The organism is Bacillus sp. ISL-77, assembly GCF_018613105.1.
This window is the reverse complement of sequence record NZ_JAGGQY010000094.1, coordinates 55,627-70,304: the sequence shown is the minus strand read 5'-3', so window position 1 is coordinate 70,304 and position 14,678 is coordinate 55,627. Positions and strand designations below refer to the sequence as shown.

Below are 14,678 nucleotides of genomic sequence, written 5' to 3'. Positions count from 1 at the left end.
ATGAACTTGAAAAAGATGGCCAACTGGACGTGGAAAGGTCCAGAATTTGCGTAATAATAGTCAAAGGATAGGTCTAAATTTTGCTCTTACGAGCAAAAATCCAATAAAAAGGCATCGAATGGGCTCATTCGAATGCCTTTTGTCTACAATCTGAAAGCTCCCGCGGTTGCGGGAGCTTTTAATTTATGGAACGCTTTGCATATTTTTTTGTATCTATGCCTCTTTGATTTAACCAATGATAGGTTTCGCCAGATATTATTAGGGGTGCATTTTTTAAATCTGAAACAGTCTTTGTACCTAAAGCAGTCATAATCATTTTTAATTCCTCATGAAGGGTTTCGATTTCTTTCTGTAACGTTTCTATCCCATCATTAACAAGAATTTTCAAGAAATAACCTGCCATGCCAACCGCATCTGCTCCAATCGCTATTCCTTTTGCAATATCATGCGCTGACATAAATCCCCCCGAGCCAATGATGGATAGATGATTAGAAACTGACGTTGCTTCAAGAATAGATACACCCGTCGGGATTCCCCATTGATTAAAAAAAGACAGAGATTTTTCCCTGCGCTTATTCTCAATTTCAGCAAAATTTGTTCCCCCAGAGCCGCCCACATCAACCACTTTAACGCCAATTGACGAAAGTGAATGAACAGTTTCCTTTGCCATACCGAAACCAACTTCTTTCACAATAACAGGGACTGTTAGCTCTTTAACAATGGATTCAATTCTTTTAAGTGCACCGGAAAAATTCCGATCTCCCTCTGGCATAGTTAATTCTTGAATTACATTTAAGTGTATTTGCAGGGCATTTGCTTCAACCATCTCGATAGCAGCTTTTGCGTCGTCTGGTGAGGCTTCACTCCCTAAATTTGCAATAATAACACCTTTGGGATTCTCTTTACGGACAATTTCATAGGTGTATTTTTGAGTTTTATCTTTTAATGCAGCCATTTGTGACCCAACGGCCATTGTTAAACCGGTATTTTTAGCTACTATTGCCAGCTCTTTATTGATACAATAAGTTTTTTCACCACCACCACCGGTCATGGCATTGATAAAAATTGGCGAACTTAAATAAAGTCCGCCAATTTCATGGTCTAATCCAACATCGAACACACCGATATTCGGTAATCCTTGGTGAATAAATTTTATATCATCGAAAGCTGAAGCATGATGTCTCCTATTATCAAGGGCATAACGAATGTGGTCCCATTTTCGTTCAGATCTAGACACTTAAATCACCATTATTTTCCTAGATTCTTTAATTTATCTCCAATAACTTCTCCAAGCTGAAAGCCTTTTGACTCTTCAGGAAGTTCATAGTCATGGTTTTCCTCATACTCTTTTTCAAGAAGTTCTTTAATGCTTAAGGATAAACGTTGATCTGACTCATTTGCCTCAAGAACTTTGACATCTACTTCCTGTCCTTCTTTCAATACTTCATGTGGTGTACCGATGTGTTTATGGGCAATTTGAGAGATATGAACCAACCCTTCAACACCTGGAAATACTTCGACAAATGCTCCATAAGAAACCAATCTTTTCACTTTTCCTTTTAAGACGGTTCCTTTTGGTGCTTTTTCGGAAATATTTGACCAAGGTCCAGGAAGTGTTTCTTTAATCGATAAAGAAATCCTTTCATTATCACGATCAACACTCAATACCTTAACCTGTACTTGTTGCCCTTCATGAACTACATCAGAAGGCTTATCGATGTGCTCATAAGATAATTGGGAAATATGAACAAGACCGTCAATGCCGCCAATATCTACGAATGCCCCAAAATCAGTGATTCTTTGAACTGTACCATCAATAATTTGGCCAACTTGAACTGCAGTTAGGCGATTTTGTTTTTGTTTACCTTTTTCTTGTTCTACAACAGCTCGATGAGAAAGAATTAATCGATTCTTTTCCTTATCAAGTTCTACAATTTTAAAGGTTAGGATACGGCCTTTATAATCGCTGAAATCTTCTACAAAATGAGCTTCAACGAGGGATGCTGGTACAAAACCACGAACTCCGAGATCAACAACAAGGCCACCTTTTACGACGTCTTTAACCTCAGCTTCAAAAACTTCTCCACTTTGGAATTGTTTTTCTAAACTCTCCCATGCTTTTTCTGCATCTACTTTCCTTTTGGAAAGGATAATCGCTTCTTCCTCTACTTTTAAAACTTCTAATTCTAATTCATCACCATCTGCGACTGCATCTGATGCTTTTTCAATATGCAGGCTTGAAAGTTCACTGATTGGGATGATTCCATCAATTTTGCTGCCTTGGATATCCACGAGCACCTGCTTTTCTTCTACTTTAGTAACTTGTCCTGTCACTTTATCCCCGATTTCAAAGTTTCTCACATCTACTTGATTTAATTCTTCCGACATATGTATTCCTCCTTAATCCATTTACTCCTAAAAATTCTATATATGAACTGGTGGATGCCACGCAGCATACAACATATATAAAACAAACCTAAAAGCAGTGAATTTTCAAAAAAAATCTCTTTCCATTAACTTCTTACAAATAGTCTTTTTTGTCAAGCAGAACCTATTGATGTTCTTTTTTAAGTTTTTCAATCTCTGACATAATTAATTCAGTAACTTGTTCTGCTGAAGCTTTCTCTTTTCTCATTTCTTCCAGGTCAATGGGTTGTCCATAGACGACCTTTAATTTTCGGAAACTTCTATACGGTCCAATAATAGCACAAGGTACAACCGCTGCTGTTGATCTTAGAGCAAAAAATCCTGCTCCGGAAAGTCCTTTTCCTAATTCCCCAGTCTTACTCCTTGTTCCCTCTGGAAAAAGACCGAAAACATGACCATCCTTTAAAAGCTTTAGACCTGTTCTAAGTGCTTCACGATCGTTAAATCCCCTTTTAACCGGAAATGCATTGCATTTCCTAACAATATTACCTAAAACAGGAACGGAAAAAATCTCTTCTTTTGCCATATAGTGAATAGGTCGTGGTGCCATGATTCCTACAACCATAGGATCGAAATTATGGATATGATTAGAACAAAGAAGAACCCCGCCCTCTTTCGGGAAATGTTCACGTCCGATGGCTTCAATCCTATACCATGGCTTAAAAACTCCATATACAACTGACCTTGCAAACGCATAAAACGTCACACTTATCCAATCCTTTCGTGCACCAACGTCATTATTTTTTCAACAACATCAGGAATTGTCAAAGAGGTTGTATCAATTTCAATTGCATCATCTGCTTTTTTCAGTGGTGCTATTTCTCTCTCTGTGTCGATTTTATCTCTACGAGCAATTTCTTCTTTCAACTTTTCTAAGTCGGATGAAAATCCTTTTTGGACATTTTCAATATGACGCCTCTCAGCTCTTTCCTCGACACTAGCAAGTAAGAATATCTTTACCTCTGCACCTGGCAATACATGTGTCCCGATGTCCCTACCATCCATTACAACTCCGCCTTCAGAGGCAAAAGCTTGTTGTCTTCTGACCATTTCTTCACGGACTTTCTGATGTTTAGCAACATATGAAGTCGAATTAGTTACTTCAGCAAAACGAATCTCATCTGTCACATCCCGATCGTCTAGATATACTAATTGCCCACTCTCAGAAGGCAGCAATTTAATATCCGTAGATAATAATGTCTCTAATAATGAATCTTCATCTTCTAAATTTAGCTGATTAACTATTGCCTTATATGTTAATGCCCGGTACATAGCACCAGTATCGATATAAATATAAGAAAGTTTTTCTGCTACAATTTTTGCAACTGTACTCTTACCGGCTGCAGCAGGGCCGTCTATTGCGATTGATATTTTTTTTTCCATAAATCCTCCTATTTGCCATCATGATTATCTCAGATGTTGTCTACTATTTATTTTACCACAAGATATGTCAATGCCTCTTTTATTTACGACTATAAAAATGAAATTTAATGACAATTATAATTATGTTCAATCAAAAGAAAGCAGGCAGGCCTGCTTTCTCATTTTCCCTGGAAGGTTTCAAGAATATCAGTATATGTATTTTCATTTACCCCTTCGTATTTAGTCAATTGTTTTACTTGAGGAAAGACATCCAACTGATGAAAAAATAATTGTGCAAAAAATAGAAAAATAAACTGTATGATGACAACTTTAATTAAAACTCTTTCTACCTTTTTCATAACATCCACTCCACAAATCAATATATATTTATTATTGGAGTTATTTGAAAAAAATATAAGGAAAAGCAATTGCTCTTCCTTATATCACGTCTTCATATACCGTCTCAGCATTCTTCATTTTTTCAACATCTTCTTCTACACCGCTTTTTGCATTAATAAAAATACGATAGGTATCATCATCGATTGTCCCAAGGAACTCATAACAAAGCACCTCTTCGTTAAGGTCATTTATTATAATTGCCTGTCGGTCTTCCATTACTTTAAAGTTAGGATTCACCTTTGCTCTGGCTTGTTCTAAAGAAATAGCAGGCTTTTCTATTTTCCTTGTCTGAAAAGATTTTAAATACTCTTCAGCGGATACACCAATAATATCACCATTGTCCAAAGCAACTTTAACTTTAATCGATTCAGGGTAAATTCTAATACCATTTATTTTTGAAACAAAATTGAAAACACCGATATTGTCATATTGTGTGCTTTCAAATATCTCTAAATCTTTAAAACCTGTTTCTTTTAGAAAAGTTGCTGCCTTATTATCAGCATCATTTAAACTGAGAACTTGTTTTTTTACATCTCGATGGTTAATAAACCAAATTGGATGTCCCGCTTTTTTGGTAATGTCCATACTGCCTTCATCACCGGTTTTCTTATTTCTTATGGAAACACTATAAAAACCATAATTGGAACCTTTTCCATTTTCAGTAACTTTCACTTCGGAATTCCTATCAATTTTCATATACTTTTTAGCGATTTTAATTGCTTCTTGCTTGGAAATCGTTTTTCCTTTTATTTTTTTAAAATTTTCATCCTTTTTTTGCATATTTACAAAAGTTGGGCCCAAGTCCGTTTCTACATAGCCTGTCACTGTCTTTTCTACAGATTTAAAGCCGTCAATTATTGTATTATCCGTAGATTCCTTGCCAGAAGCCAGGGCAAGTTCAACATCCATCCAGCGAAGGTTATTTTTGAGTACCATATGCTGTACTTTTCGAAGGTCATCCTGAATATCACCAGACTGCTTATAAAGTACCTTTAAAGTGTTGTATTCATCCTTTGACAATGGTTCCTTGTCTAAATCTCTAACAGCGGTTCGATAGCTGAAGTTTCCAATTTTGGCCAAGAATTCCTCCGTCTTGTTAAAAGGTAGTAATGTTAACGGCAGTTGCCCTACATCACTATGTGCTTCTGAAGTAATCCTCCATACCTCAATTAACGATGGAGACAATGATTGCCTTGAATTCATTGCAAGGGTTGTTCCAATCTTATCGTGTAATAAATCCACTTGATAGGAAAGATCATGGAATGCTCGTTGATAAGCATTTTCTGCATTTATTAATATTGCATTTTTTTCCTGATGTTCTTGGTAGCCCCAATAGGCTGTTCCCGCGACACCTACAGCGAGAACACCTATTAATATTCCTCTAATCAATTCTATTCACCTCTCTATTTGCAAAAAATATGTTTTCCGATTTGTTTTATTTGAGGTCGTCCCCATATCCAGCCGCTAGTAGCAGTATCTGGGTTAAAATAGTATAATGCCTCTCCAGTTGGGTCCCAACCATTGATTGCATCTACTACGGCTTTCTTAGCATTTTCATTTGGTGTTAGCCAAATTTGCCCATCAGCAACGGCCGTGAAAGCACCAGGCTCAAAAATTACTCCTGAAACTGTATTAGGAAATGTTGAACTATTTACCCTATTGAGAATAACAGCTGCAACAGCAACTTGACCTGTATAGGGTTCGCCCCTTGATTCTCCATAAACGGCATTAGCCATCAATTGGATATCATTTTGTGAATAACCATTTGGTATGTTAGCAGCTGTTGGCTTTTTGGGTGTCCCTTTTTTTGGTGAAGTGTTTTTTTGAGCTGTATTTTTTGGTGGAGCTGTATTTTTGGGTGTTTGTTTTGCTGGATTAGGGACACTTTGTTTACTTTCATCTACCCCACCGTAATGTGTAAATTTGTTACCTGAGTTTATTTGCTTTTTTACAAACTGTTCATTGTATTTGCTTGCTTTGGCTAGTTTTAATTTTGTTGGCCACCCCGCCAATCCATCAATTGGCAGCCCAAATTCATATTGAAAATTTCTTAACGCCCAATACGTACTCCATCCGAATACCCCATCAATCTTCCCATGGTAAAATCCAAGATACTGGAGCCTGGATTGCAGTTCAATGACATCATCACCGACCGCACCTTTTTGGATAATCTGATTAGAGAAAGCTCTGACCTCCTTGCTTTCAATAAATGTAGATGTCCCAAACATAAGAAAGATTAATATGGAAAATTTTAGCAAAATTTTTTTCTTTATCATGGAATATTAACCCCCATTGTAAATCTTTTATCAGTAACCCTATTTTTTGTTTAAAAGGTGTTTTTATTCCATCTTAATGAGAATAAATAAAAAAACCCTTTACAAGTGAAGGGTTTTTTGGACAGCATATTGCTTTTTCATATGATTGGCACTTAATATTTTAGCTTTTTTCACTTTCCTTAGTCCAAACCACCAAAGAAAAATCATAAAAGGAAAAATAATAAAGAGCCAATTTTCTTGGGAAATTAAGATAAAATCGTATGCACCGTGCAGAAGAAATGGTAAGAGAAGGGAAAATATAACCCATTTAGCTTTATTCCCTTCCGTAAACTTAGCTTTTCCAATATAAAAGCCCATAATTACACCAAATAGAGCGTGACTTGAAACAGGTAATAATGCACGTGTTACCGCATGTTCGATTCCATTAGCTATTAAATAGAAGACATTTTCTATTGTAGCAAAACCAAGTGAAACAGCTACTCCATAGACAATTCCATCAAAGGGTTCATCAAACTCTACATGCTGATAGACAACATAAAAGAGAATAAACCATTTGAAAAACTCTTCAAATAGACCTGAGCTAAGAAACGCATTGAAAAGATCAGATTTAATTATATGTTCTGTTTCAAGTACATGCTGGATAAACATGATTGGAAACACAAGAAGGGCTCCGTACATAAATGTCCTTAGAACGAAGGATATTGGCTCTGAGTCATATTCATCTTTTAAATAAAAATAACTAAGTAAGGCCAGTCCGGGGGCAATTCCGGCGGATAATATTCCCAGCATGATGAACCTCTTTTCCAATCCATTTTCTTAATCGTATCATGTATTCTCTATAAAGAAAATGAAAGATTCATTCCATTTATTAAGCCGACTTCAACCGTTTGACATTTGGTTAGCTTAAAATTTAATTTCCTTCAAATTGCTAGCAAGGGCTACAGCCAATTTAATTCTTGCTTTTTTAGAGTCGTTGTCACTTCCTAGAATAACTCCCTTATTAAAAAGATCAAAGGCACTTCCTTCATAATCATAGGTTGTGTATACTGAACCCTCTTCTGCGCTTGTAGTGACAACCAGTTTAATTCCCGCTGCAATAGCTTTTTCAATTTCTGCCATCATTTTAGGGGCAACCTGACCACGTCCCACTCCTTCTAGGACAATTCCAGCAATCCCCGCCTCTCGAGCTGCTTTAATAAATTTCCCATCAGCTCCAATATAGCATTTAATAATTTCGACTTGAGGAATAGATGATTCTATTTCAAAATACTCTCTTTTGATTGGTTTTTGAAAAACATGAACCTGATCGTTATCAATAATGCCAAGATAGCCAAATCCAAATGCATTGAAACCCTGGATATTGGATGCATGTTCTTTTTTTACATATCTTGCAGCAAATATTCGTTCATTAAAAACGACAACGGTGCCAGCATCCCTTAAATCATAAGAACAAGCACAATAAATGGCATGACGCAAATTAATATACACATCGCTGCCTAAATCCTCTGGCGAGCGCTGGGAACCTGTAACGACAACAGTTCTTGGGTCTTTAATTGTTAAATCAAGAAAGTAGGATGTTTCTTCCATTGTATCCGTTCCATGTGTGACAACCACGCCTGAAACATCTTCATCCTTAAAATAGTCCTCAATTTTGTTTTTTAATAAAATTAAATCATCAAATGTAATATGAATACTAGCTTTTTGAAAAACAGATTCAATAACGACTTCAATGTCCTTTGGCAAATTACACATACTAGCGAGCTCTTCACCAGTTAACGCACCTGAGGCTAATTTTCCTGAATCTTTATTTGGCTTGCTTGCTATTGTTCCACCTGTTGTTAATAAGACAACTTTTTTCATCATTTTGTCACCCTTTTTGCATCTTTTTCTAGGATTGAGCAAGCAATTTCCCCACCGTGGAACCTGCCATTTTCAATGAATATTTCATTTGCGTTATTTCCTGCCGCAATTACGCCTGCTATATATATCCCCTCAATATTTGTCTCCATTGTATCTGCATTAAAGAAGGGTCGCCCTGATTCCCCATCTATATTTACACCCATGTTCCGTAAAAATTGATGATCTGGATGGTAGCCTGTCATTGCAAAAACAAAATCATTGCTTATCACTTTTTCGTTATGGTCTTTTATATATACAACTTGATTTTCCGTTATTTCTTTTAGGGTAGCGTTAAATTCCATCAAAATGGTTCCCGCCCGGACCAACGCTTCAAATTCAGGAAGAATCCATGGCTTTATACTTGGAGAGTATTTTTCCCCACGATATAAAACTGTTACTCTCGCTCCAGCCTTCACAAGTTCTATTGCAGCGTCAACACTAGAATTTTTCCCACCAATCACACAAACATCTTTATCATAAAATGGATGGGCTTCTTTAAAATAGTGAAATACCTTTGATAAATTTTCACCAGGTACCTCCATATAATTGGGATGATCATAATAACCGGTTGCGATGATTACATAGCGGGCACAATAAGTATTTTTATTGGTATAAACATGAAACAGCCCACCTTGTTTTGATACACTGGTAACTTTTTCAAACGCATTTATTCGTAACTGTTTCCGTTTGGCAACTTCTCGATAATAAACAAGCGCCTGATTTCTTTTAGGTTTATAATGTTCTGTAATAAAGGGTACTTCGCCAATTTCTAATTTTTCTGCTGTACTAAAAAATGTTTGATGTGTAGGATAGTGATAAATTGAATTCACCACATTTCCTTTTTCAATAATAAGTGGTTTTTTCCCTATATCCTGAACTGCGATCGCCGCTGCTAAACCACATGGGCCACCGCCAACAATAATGATATCTTCTATTTGCATAATAAGCACACCCCTTAAAACAATCATACAGGATAACAAAAAAACTCCTATCGTCTATGATAGGAGTTTTTTCACTATGTTTCAATGGTTAAGTTTTAAATCCAGCCTCTAAAACGGCTTGCCTCTGCCATTTTTCTAACTCCAACCATATATGCAGCAAGTCGCATATCGACACGGCGTGTTTGGGCAGTGTCATAAATATTGTTAAAGGATTTTATCATTACCTTTTCCAATTTTTCTTCTACTTCTTCCTCAGACCAATAGTAACCTTGGTTATTTTGAACCCATTCGAAATAAGAAACGGTTACACCACCGGCAGATGCTAATACATCCGGGACAAGGAGAATTCCTCGTTCTGTTAAAATCTCTGTCGCCTCTAGTGTAGTTGGACCATTTGCCGCCTCTACCACAATGCTTGCACGAATATTATGAGCGTTTTCTTCAGTAATTTGATTTTCTATTGCAGCAGGAACAAGAATATCGCATTCAAGTTCTAGCAATTCCTTATTTGTTATCGTGTTATTAAATAATTTTGTAACCGTTCCAAAGCTATCTCGTCTATCTAATAGATAATCAATATCCAAACCATTTGGATCATGCAAAGCTCCGTATGCATCAGAAATTCCAATTACTTTTGCACCTGCATCGTGCATGAATTTAGATAAAAAGCTTCCAGCATTACCAAAACCTTGAATAACAACCCTTGCACCCTCAATTTGAATACCTTTCTTTTTAGCAGCCTCTTGGATACAGATTGTTACTCCTTTTGCCGTTGCAGATTCACGTCCATGTGACCCTCCAAGAACAAGTGGTTTACCCGTAATAAAACCTGGTGAATTAAATTCATCAATTCGGCTATATTCATCCATCATCCAAGCCATGATTTGCGAATTGGTAAACACATCAGGAGCTGGAATGTCTTTAGTTGGTCCAACAATTTGACTGATTGCTCTTACGTATCCCCGGCTTAATCTTTCAAGCTCTCTAAAGGACATATCACGAGGGTCGCAGACAATACCGCCTTTACCACCGCCATACGGAAGATCGACAATTCCACATTTTAAGCTCATCCAAATCGAAAGGGCTTTCACTTCCGTTTCTGTCACACCTGGATGGAAACGAATTCCACCCTTTGTTGGCCCCACAGCATCATTATGCTGGGCACGGTAACCAGTAAATATTTTTATGGAACCGTCATCCATTCTAATTGGAATTTTAACTGTCATTAAACGTAATGGCTCTTTTAAGAGCTCGTATACCTCTTCAGGATAACCTAACTTTTCAAGGGCTTTATGTATAACGGTTTGTGTCGATTTCAACACATCATGCTTTTCCACTTGATTAGTCTTTTCATTATCTTTATCGGCTACCATTTGTAATCCTCCCTAAAAAAATGCTACGAATGTTGTCAGCTTTCAGACACAAGTATACACCTTTAATTGATTTATGCAAGAGGAAAAAACAACTACCTGAACCATTATGTAAACGTTGCCAATTGCATTTTTAAAGGATTTCTAAAAATTGCAATGGCTACAAATTATATCTTAAAAGCTTTTAATGATTGAAAGGGCGGTGGTTGCCCTTTCTAACTTACTTTCTTAAAAAGAAGCTAAATTACTTGAAATATTGAAGAATAGTTTCCACCGCATTATTTTCGATTATTCGTTTCCCATACTCAGCTAAAACGTACGGACTTAGAATAGAAGCATTACCAAATTCAGATAAAACACAAGCTGCCTTAATATTATTTTCAGTTTCTAAATTATTCATTACTAAATAATAGCGATTATGCATTGCATATAGGCTTCCACCAAAAATATTGACAGTGGATAGTCTTTTTGAAAGACCAATTATATCCTCAAAATCATCAAACTCATACAATAGGTCCTCAAAACCTTCCATCCTTACTTGCATTTCAATAAATCCATCATATAGAATTTCCTCATCTTCAATTGCTTCATCAACGGTAATGATCAATATCATCCCTTGAGCCTGGAGGGAGAACACCTCTACCGCCACAGAACCTTGGATATCAACGTCAAATTCCTCACTTGCTTCTTCCACCAAATCATGAAAAAGCTGATTCCATTTTATGGAGTCTTTCCAAATATCTTCTTTGGAGAGTCCCCTGTCAAATAAATCATCAGAGGTTAGAAAAATTTTTATTTTATTGGCCGTTAAGCGTTCTAAGCGCATGATTTTGCCCCCTGCCGTGACATAACTCTTGTTTTCAGTGTATGCCCTGGGGTCCTGTTGGTGAATTGTCTATATTTATCCTTCCATACCAGAATTCCACTTTAGTGTAATCAAGTGACATTCAGCAGGTGCCCCCAACCTTAAAGGGATGGTAGTGGTACCATAACCATTACTAATAAGAAGAATTGTATTATCTAATCTTTTTATTTTCCCTCTTTCATGTGGACTATATCCTAAAATATGAATTTGCCCCCCGTGGGTATGACCACATAACACTAAGCGAATTTCATGTTCAGAAAGAATCTTATTTGTAATATCAGGATAATGGCTTGCTAGAATTTTAAAACTTTTCTCTTCTGCATCTAGTAAGGCTAAATCCAGACGATCTCGGTCTTGCTTTAAATCATCTACACCAAGTAAACAAAATTTTTCACCTTCTGCTGATTCAAAAGTCACAGCGGTGTTATCTAATATTTTAATACCTAACTCCAGGAGGATGGCATCTAATTTATGATAATCTACTTCATAATCATTGTTTCCCCATACAAAGTAGACAGGACCAATTTGCTTTAGTTTCAACAAGTTTGCTTTAACTTTCTCAAAAGGAACCCCTTTTTCTGTTAAATCTCCGCCGATTACAACTATATTTGCCTTCCCCTTAACAGGGTTAATAATTTTATCAGATATCTTTCTCCTATGAATATCCGATATAAAAAAGATCGAAACACTGCCAAGAGATTTAGGAAAGTCAGAAAAAGATAATTCATGTTCTATTACTTTATTTAAAAATGCTTCACGTAACATATATATAAGAAGACATACACCACCGATGAACAGGACAACTAAACTAATAACCATATTTCCTTTTCCCCATTTCTTAACTTAAAGTTCAATGGAAATCATACCATAAAAAAGACTTAAACTAAAAAAGACAAGGGTTTGCTCCCATCCCATTTTAAAAAGAAGGAAAAAAATAAAAAAAAGGAAGAGATACTCCAAGAAAAGATTCATACCTAATTTTTCTCGTTTCTGCCCCATTTTTCTTGTCCTATGTAACAGCTCACGAATAACTTTTCCGGTAACGAGAAATCCAATAAAAAAAACCACTGAAGCTACAAAAAATTTTAATGGATTTATTACAAGCACTATAAAGAACTCAGAAAGGACAAATGGATGAGGAATCGTAATCCATTTAATGAGCAGATATCCACTTAGAAAAATAACCAAATCCGTCAATACTTTTTTATACATAAAAATCCCTCCCATACAATGTATGAGAAGGATTGAAAATATTACCTAATTCAGTTATTGGTCCTCTTCGATACTTAAAATTCTGAACCCATGTTCTTCCAGCCTCTTTGTAAATTTGTCAATATTGTTCTTCCTTTCAACCTTCATAACAATTCTTCGGACAAGTTTATCAGTTTCATCAAAAGTAACAAGTGAAATAATATGCTCATGGTACTGATGGGCAATTTCAGACAGACAAGCAATCCGACCTTCAGTATACTTCAACTTTACTTGGAAAAAACCTTTTATATTTTAAGATTATGACATAGAAAAAGGAGAATTTCATATTATTTAATGATGTTGATAAAGGGAGGGCTAAAATGAATACACACTTTAAAACCTATCATCCTTATGCGAGTCCGTTTGACCCTTGCAAGCCAATTCCTGAAAAAACTTACTCTACCCCGCCACATTTATATATGGGCTTTCAACCACCTAATCTTCCACAATTTTCACCGCAAGAAGCATTGAGAGCTGGCACGCTCTGGAAGGACTTCTATGATCCTTGGTACAATTCCTTGGAGAAAGCAAAAGGGGGCCTGCCAACATGAAACAGGTCCCTGCCGAATATTATCAAATAATGGAGCAGCTTCAAACGGTTGACTTTGTTTTAGTAGAACTCACATTATATTTAGATACCCATCCTGATGACCTAGAGGCAATCAATCAATTCAATCATTACGCAAAAGAACGAAAACGTATCAAAAAGGCATTTGAAAGCCAATTTGGTCCATTGCTTCAATTTGGAAATAGCTACTCCGGATATCCATGGAACTGGAAAGATACCCCATGGCCGTGGCAAGTTTAATTAAAGGGAGGGAAGAGCTTAATGTGGGTTTATGAGAAAAAATTACAATACCCTGTTCGAGTCAGTACTTGTAATCCAACCTTAGCAAAATATTTAATTGAGCAATATGGGGGTGCCGACGGCGAACTTGCTGCTGCACTCCGATACTTAAACCAACGATACACGATTCCAGATAAGGTAATTGGCCTTCTAACAGATATCGGTACAGAAGAGTTCGCCCACCTCGAAATGATTGCTACAATGGTCTACAAATTAACGAAAGACGCCACGCCTGAGCAAATGAAAGCAGCTGGATTGGGAGCACATTATGCTGACCATGATAGTGCATTATACTACCATAATGCCGCAGGAGTTCCATTTACAGCAACTTATATAACCGCTAAGGGTGACCCAATTGCAGATTTATATGAAGATATTGCAGCAGAAGAAAAGGCAAGGGCTACCTACCAGTGGTTGATTAACATAAGTGATGATCCTGATATCAATGATAGTCTGCGCTTCTTACGTGAACGGGAAATCATTCATTCGCAACGTTTCCGGGAAGCAGTGGAAATTTTAAAAGACCAACAGGGTAAAAAGACGATTTTCTAATCAAATAAGAAGCAGTTAGTCTGCTTCTTATTTTTTTTCATGATATAAGTTTATGTCATATTTTGTTTTCATCATTTCAAAAACAATGTGACGTGATTTCCATTCTTCTTCTTTTTTCCAATAATCCTTACTGCGGTCGACGATTTCACATCTTAATTCATGATATTCCTTTTCTGCTTTGTCTTTTTTTTCTTTCAGTAAATTCATTGTACCGTACATTCCGACACAAAAAACCAACAATGTTAAATTATTGGAGTCATTTACAAACGCAGAAAACATTGCAGCAAAGGAATAGGAATAAATACTGGCAACTGTGATATACAAATAGGTTAAGAAACTAGCTGCTAAAATAATTGTGGCCCAAATTGAAAGAATATGCCGCTTTTTAAAACGGTCAAATTTTTCTTTTCGTTTTCTTACATTTTCAAGAGCCTGCTTCGTTGCCTGATCAGTATTTTCAAGTAATTGGATTGGAGAATCCATTTTTAT

At 36.4% G+C, this 14,678-nt stretch carries 18 protein-coding genes and 1 pseudogene; 3 read left to right on the top strand and 16 right to left on the bottom strand.

All coding sequences use genetic code 11. The annotated features are described in order from the left end of the window. Window positions 1-178: 178 nt before the first annotated feature. The 15 genes and pseudogenes from fni to J7E77_RS29090 all read right to left on the bottom strand — a co-directional run. Entirely contained in the window at window positions 179-1,237 is a 1,059-nt protein-coding gene (gene fni / locus J7E77_RS29160; protein WP_214718992.1) for a type 2 isopentenyl-diphosphate Delta-isomerase, read from the bottom strand. Window positions 1,238-1,248: 11 nt separating this feature from the next. Continuing rightward, entirely contained in the window at window positions 1,249-2,388 is a 1,140-nt protein-coding gene (rpsA, locus tag J7E77_RS29155) for a 30S ribosomal protein S1 (protein ID WP_214718991.1), read from the bottom strand. Window positions 2,389-2,551: 163 nt separating this feature from the next. Beyond that, entirely contained in the window at window positions 2,552-3,133 is a 582-nt protein-coding gene (locus tag J7E77_RS29150) for a lysophospholipid acyltransferase family protein (protein ID WP_214718989.1), read from the bottom strand. A 2-nt stretch (window positions 3,134-3,135) separates the two neighbouring features. Next, a complete protein-coding gene (gene cmk, locus J7E77_RS29145) occupies window positions 3,136-3,810 on the bottom strand; it encodes a (d)CMP kinase (RefSeq protein ID WP_214718988.1) in 675 nt (224 codons plus the stop codon). A gap of 158 nt (window positions 3,811-3,968) precedes the next feature. Continuing rightward, the gene (locus tag J7E77_RS29140) at window positions 3,969-4,148 is read right to left on the bottom strand and encodes a YpfB family protein (protein ID WP_088088814.1); all 180 of its coding nucleotides are present in this window, start codon (window positions 4,146-4,148) and stop codon (window positions 3,969-3,971) included. Between the two features lie 79 nt (window positions 4,149-4,227). Continuing rightward, window positions 4,228-5,577 (bottom strand): germination protein YpeB, encoded by a 1,350-nt coding sequence (ypeB, locus tag J7E77_RS29135; RefSeq protein ID WP_214718987.1) that lies wholly within the window; start codon window positions 5,575-5,577, stop codon window positions 4,228-4,230. Window positions 5,578-5,591: 14 nt separating this feature from the next. After that, complete coding sequence (gene sleB / locus J7E77_RS29130) at window positions 5,592-6,416, bottom strand: spore cortex-lytic enzyme (RefSeq protein WP_374103017.1); 825 nt, start codon at window positions 6,414-6,416, stop codon at window positions 5,592-5,594. 147 nt (window positions 6,417-6,563) lie between these two features. Then, a complete protein-coding gene (gene prsW / locus J7E77_RS29125) occupies window positions 6,564-7,253 on the bottom strand; it encodes a glutamic-type intramembrane protease PrsW (RefSeq protein WP_098931580.1) in 690 nt (229 codons plus the stop codon). A 114-nt stretch (window positions 7,254-7,367) separates the two neighbouring features. Further along, window positions 7,368-8,324: an asparaginase gene (locus J7E77_RS29120; protein WP_214718996.1), complete on the bottom strand. Its 957-nt coding sequence runs from the start codon at window positions 8,322-8,324 to the stop codon at window positions 7,368-7,370. Further along, complete coding sequence (locus tag J7E77_RS29115) at window positions 8,324-9,304, bottom strand: YpdA family putative bacillithiol disulfide reductase (protein WP_214718981.1); 981 nt, start codon at window positions 9,302-9,304, stop codon at window positions 8,324-8,326. Before J7E77_RS29115 ends, J7E77_RS29120 begins: the two co-directional genes overlap by 1 nt. A gap of 95 nt (window positions 9,305-9,399) precedes the next feature. Beyond that, on the bottom strand, window positions 9,400-10,677 hold the full coding sequence (locus J7E77_RS29110; RefSeq protein ID WP_214718980.1) for a Glu/Leu/Phe/Val family dehydrogenase: 1,278 nt from the start codon (window positions 10,675-10,677) through the stop codon (window positions 9,400-9,402). A gap of 241 nt (window positions 10,678-10,918) precedes the next feature. Further along, a complete protein-coding gene (locus tag J7E77_RS29105; RefSeq protein WP_214718979.1) occupies window positions 10,919-11,500 on the bottom strand; it encodes a genetic competence negative regulator in 582 nt (193 codons plus the stop codon). A 75-nt stretch (window positions 11,501-11,575) separates the two neighbouring features. Next, a complete protein-coding gene (locus J7E77_RS29100) occupies window positions 11,576-12,358 on the bottom strand; it encodes a metallophosphoesterase (RefSeq protein WP_214718977.1) in 783 nt (260 codons plus the stop codon). A gap of 24 nt (window positions 12,359-12,382) precedes the next feature. Next, window positions 12,383-12,751: a hypothetical protein gene (locus J7E77_RS29095; RefSeq protein WP_214718975.1), complete on the bottom strand. Its 369-nt coding sequence runs from the start codon at window positions 12,749-12,751 to the stop codon at window positions 12,383-12,385. Window positions 12,752-12,805: 54 nt separating this feature from the next. After that, window positions 12,806-13,006: pseudogene (locus J7E77_RS29090) on the bottom strand (CBS domain-containing protein); the annotation flags it as partial. A 104-nt stretch (window positions 13,007-13,110) separates the two neighbouring features. On the opposite strand from J7E77_RS29090, the gene J7E77_RS29085 reads away from it, so the two are divergent. From J7E77_RS29085 to J7E77_RS29075, 3 genes are read left to right on the top strand one after another with little or no spacing between them, the layout of a single operon-like run. Further along, entirely contained in the window at window positions 13,111-13,341 is a 231-nt protein-coding gene (locus J7E77_RS29085) for a spore coat associated protein CotJA (protein ID WP_214718973.1), read from the top strand. Beyond that, on the top strand, window positions 13,338-13,598 hold the full coding sequence (locus J7E77_RS29080; RefSeq protein WP_214718971.1) for a spore coat protein CotJB: 261 nt from the start codon (window positions 13,338-13,340) through the stop codon (window positions 13,596-13,598). The genes J7E77_RS29085 and J7E77_RS29080 overlap by 4 nt, the downstream gene beginning before the upstream one ends. A gap of 21 nt (window positions 13,599-13,619) precedes the next feature. Further along, window positions 13,620-14,189: a manganese catalase family protein gene (locus J7E77_RS29075; protein WP_214718968.1), complete on the top strand. Its 570-nt coding sequence runs from the start codon at window positions 13,620-13,622 to the stop codon at window positions 14,187-14,189. A 27-nt stretch (window positions 14,190-14,216) separates the two neighbouring features. Here the strand turns inward: J7E77_RS29075 and J7E77_RS29070 are convergent, their stop codons facing one another. Beyond that, complete coding sequence (locus tag J7E77_RS29070; RefSeq protein ID WP_214718966.1) at window positions 14,217-14,672, bottom strand: YpbF family protein; 456 nt, start codon at window positions 14,670-14,672, stop codon at window positions 14,217-14,219. Window positions 14,673-14,678 lie beyond the last annotated feature (6 nt).

What these genes read in the sequence shown, in the direction of transcription:
- cmk (WP_214718988.1), bottom strand. Translation starts at nt 3,810, where the DNA reads ATGGAAAAAAAAATATCAATCGCAATAGACGGCCCTGCTGCAGCCGGT.
- J7E77_RS29110 (WP_214718980.1), bottom strand. Translation starts at nt 10,677, where the DNA reads ATGGTAGCCGATAAAGATAATGAAAAGACTAATCAAGTGGAAAAGCAT.
- J7E77_RS29085 (WP_214718973.1), top strand. Translation starts at nt 13,111, where the DNA reads ATGAATACACACTTTAAAACCTATCATCCTTATGCGAGTCCGTTTGAC.
- J7E77_RS29070 (WP_214718966.1), bottom strand. Translation starts at nt 14,672, where the DNA reads ATGGATTCTCCAATCCAATTACTTGAAAATACTGATCAGGCAACGAAG.
- J7E77_RS29140 (WP_088088814.1), bottom strand. Translation starts at nt 4,148, where the DNA reads ATGAAAAAGGTAGAAAGAGTTTTAATTAAAGTTGTCATCATACAGTTT.
- J7E77_RS29120 (WP_214718996.1), bottom strand. Translation starts at nt 8,324, where the DNA reads ATGAAAAAAGTTGTCTTATTAACAACAGGTGGAACAATAGCAAGCAAG.
- rpsA (WP_214718991.1), bottom strand. Translation starts at nt 2,388, where the DNA reads ATGTCGGAAGAATTAAATCAAGTAGATGTGAGAAACTTTGAAATCGGG.
- J7E77_RS29115 (WP_214718981.1), bottom strand. Translation starts at nt 9,304, where the DNA reads ATGCAAATAGAAGATATCATTATTGTTGGCGGTGGCCCATGTGGTTTA.
- sleB (WP_374103017.1), bottom strand. Translation starts at nt 6,416, where the DNA reads ATGTTTGGGACATCTACATTTATTGAAAGCAAGGAGGTCAGAGCTTTC.
- J7E77_RS29095 (WP_214718975.1), bottom strand. Translation starts at nt 12,751, where the DNA reads ATGTATAAAAAAGTATTGACGGATTTGGTTATTTTTCTAAGTGGATAT.
- J7E77_RS29075 (WP_214718968.1), top strand. Translation starts at nt 13,620, where the DNA reads ATGTGGGTTTATGAGAAAAAATTACAATACCCTGTTCGAGTCAGTACT.
- J7E77_RS29105 (WP_214718979.1), bottom strand. Translation starts at nt 11,500, where the DNA reads ATGCGCTTAGAACGCTTAACGGCCAATAAAATAAAAATTTTTCTAACC.
- J7E77_RS29100 (WP_214718977.1), bottom strand. Translation starts at nt 12,358, where the DNA reads ATGGTTATTAGTTTAGTTGTCCTGTTCATCGGTGGTGTATGTCTTCTT.
- J7E77_RS29080 (WP_214718971.1), top strand. Translation starts at nt 13,338, where the DNA reads ATGAAACAGGTCCCTGCCGAATATTATCAAATAATGGAGCAGCTTCAA.
- prsW (WP_098931580.1), bottom strand. Translation starts at nt 7,253, where the DNA reads ATGCTGGGAATATTATCCGCCGGAATTGCCCCCGGACTGGCCTTACTT.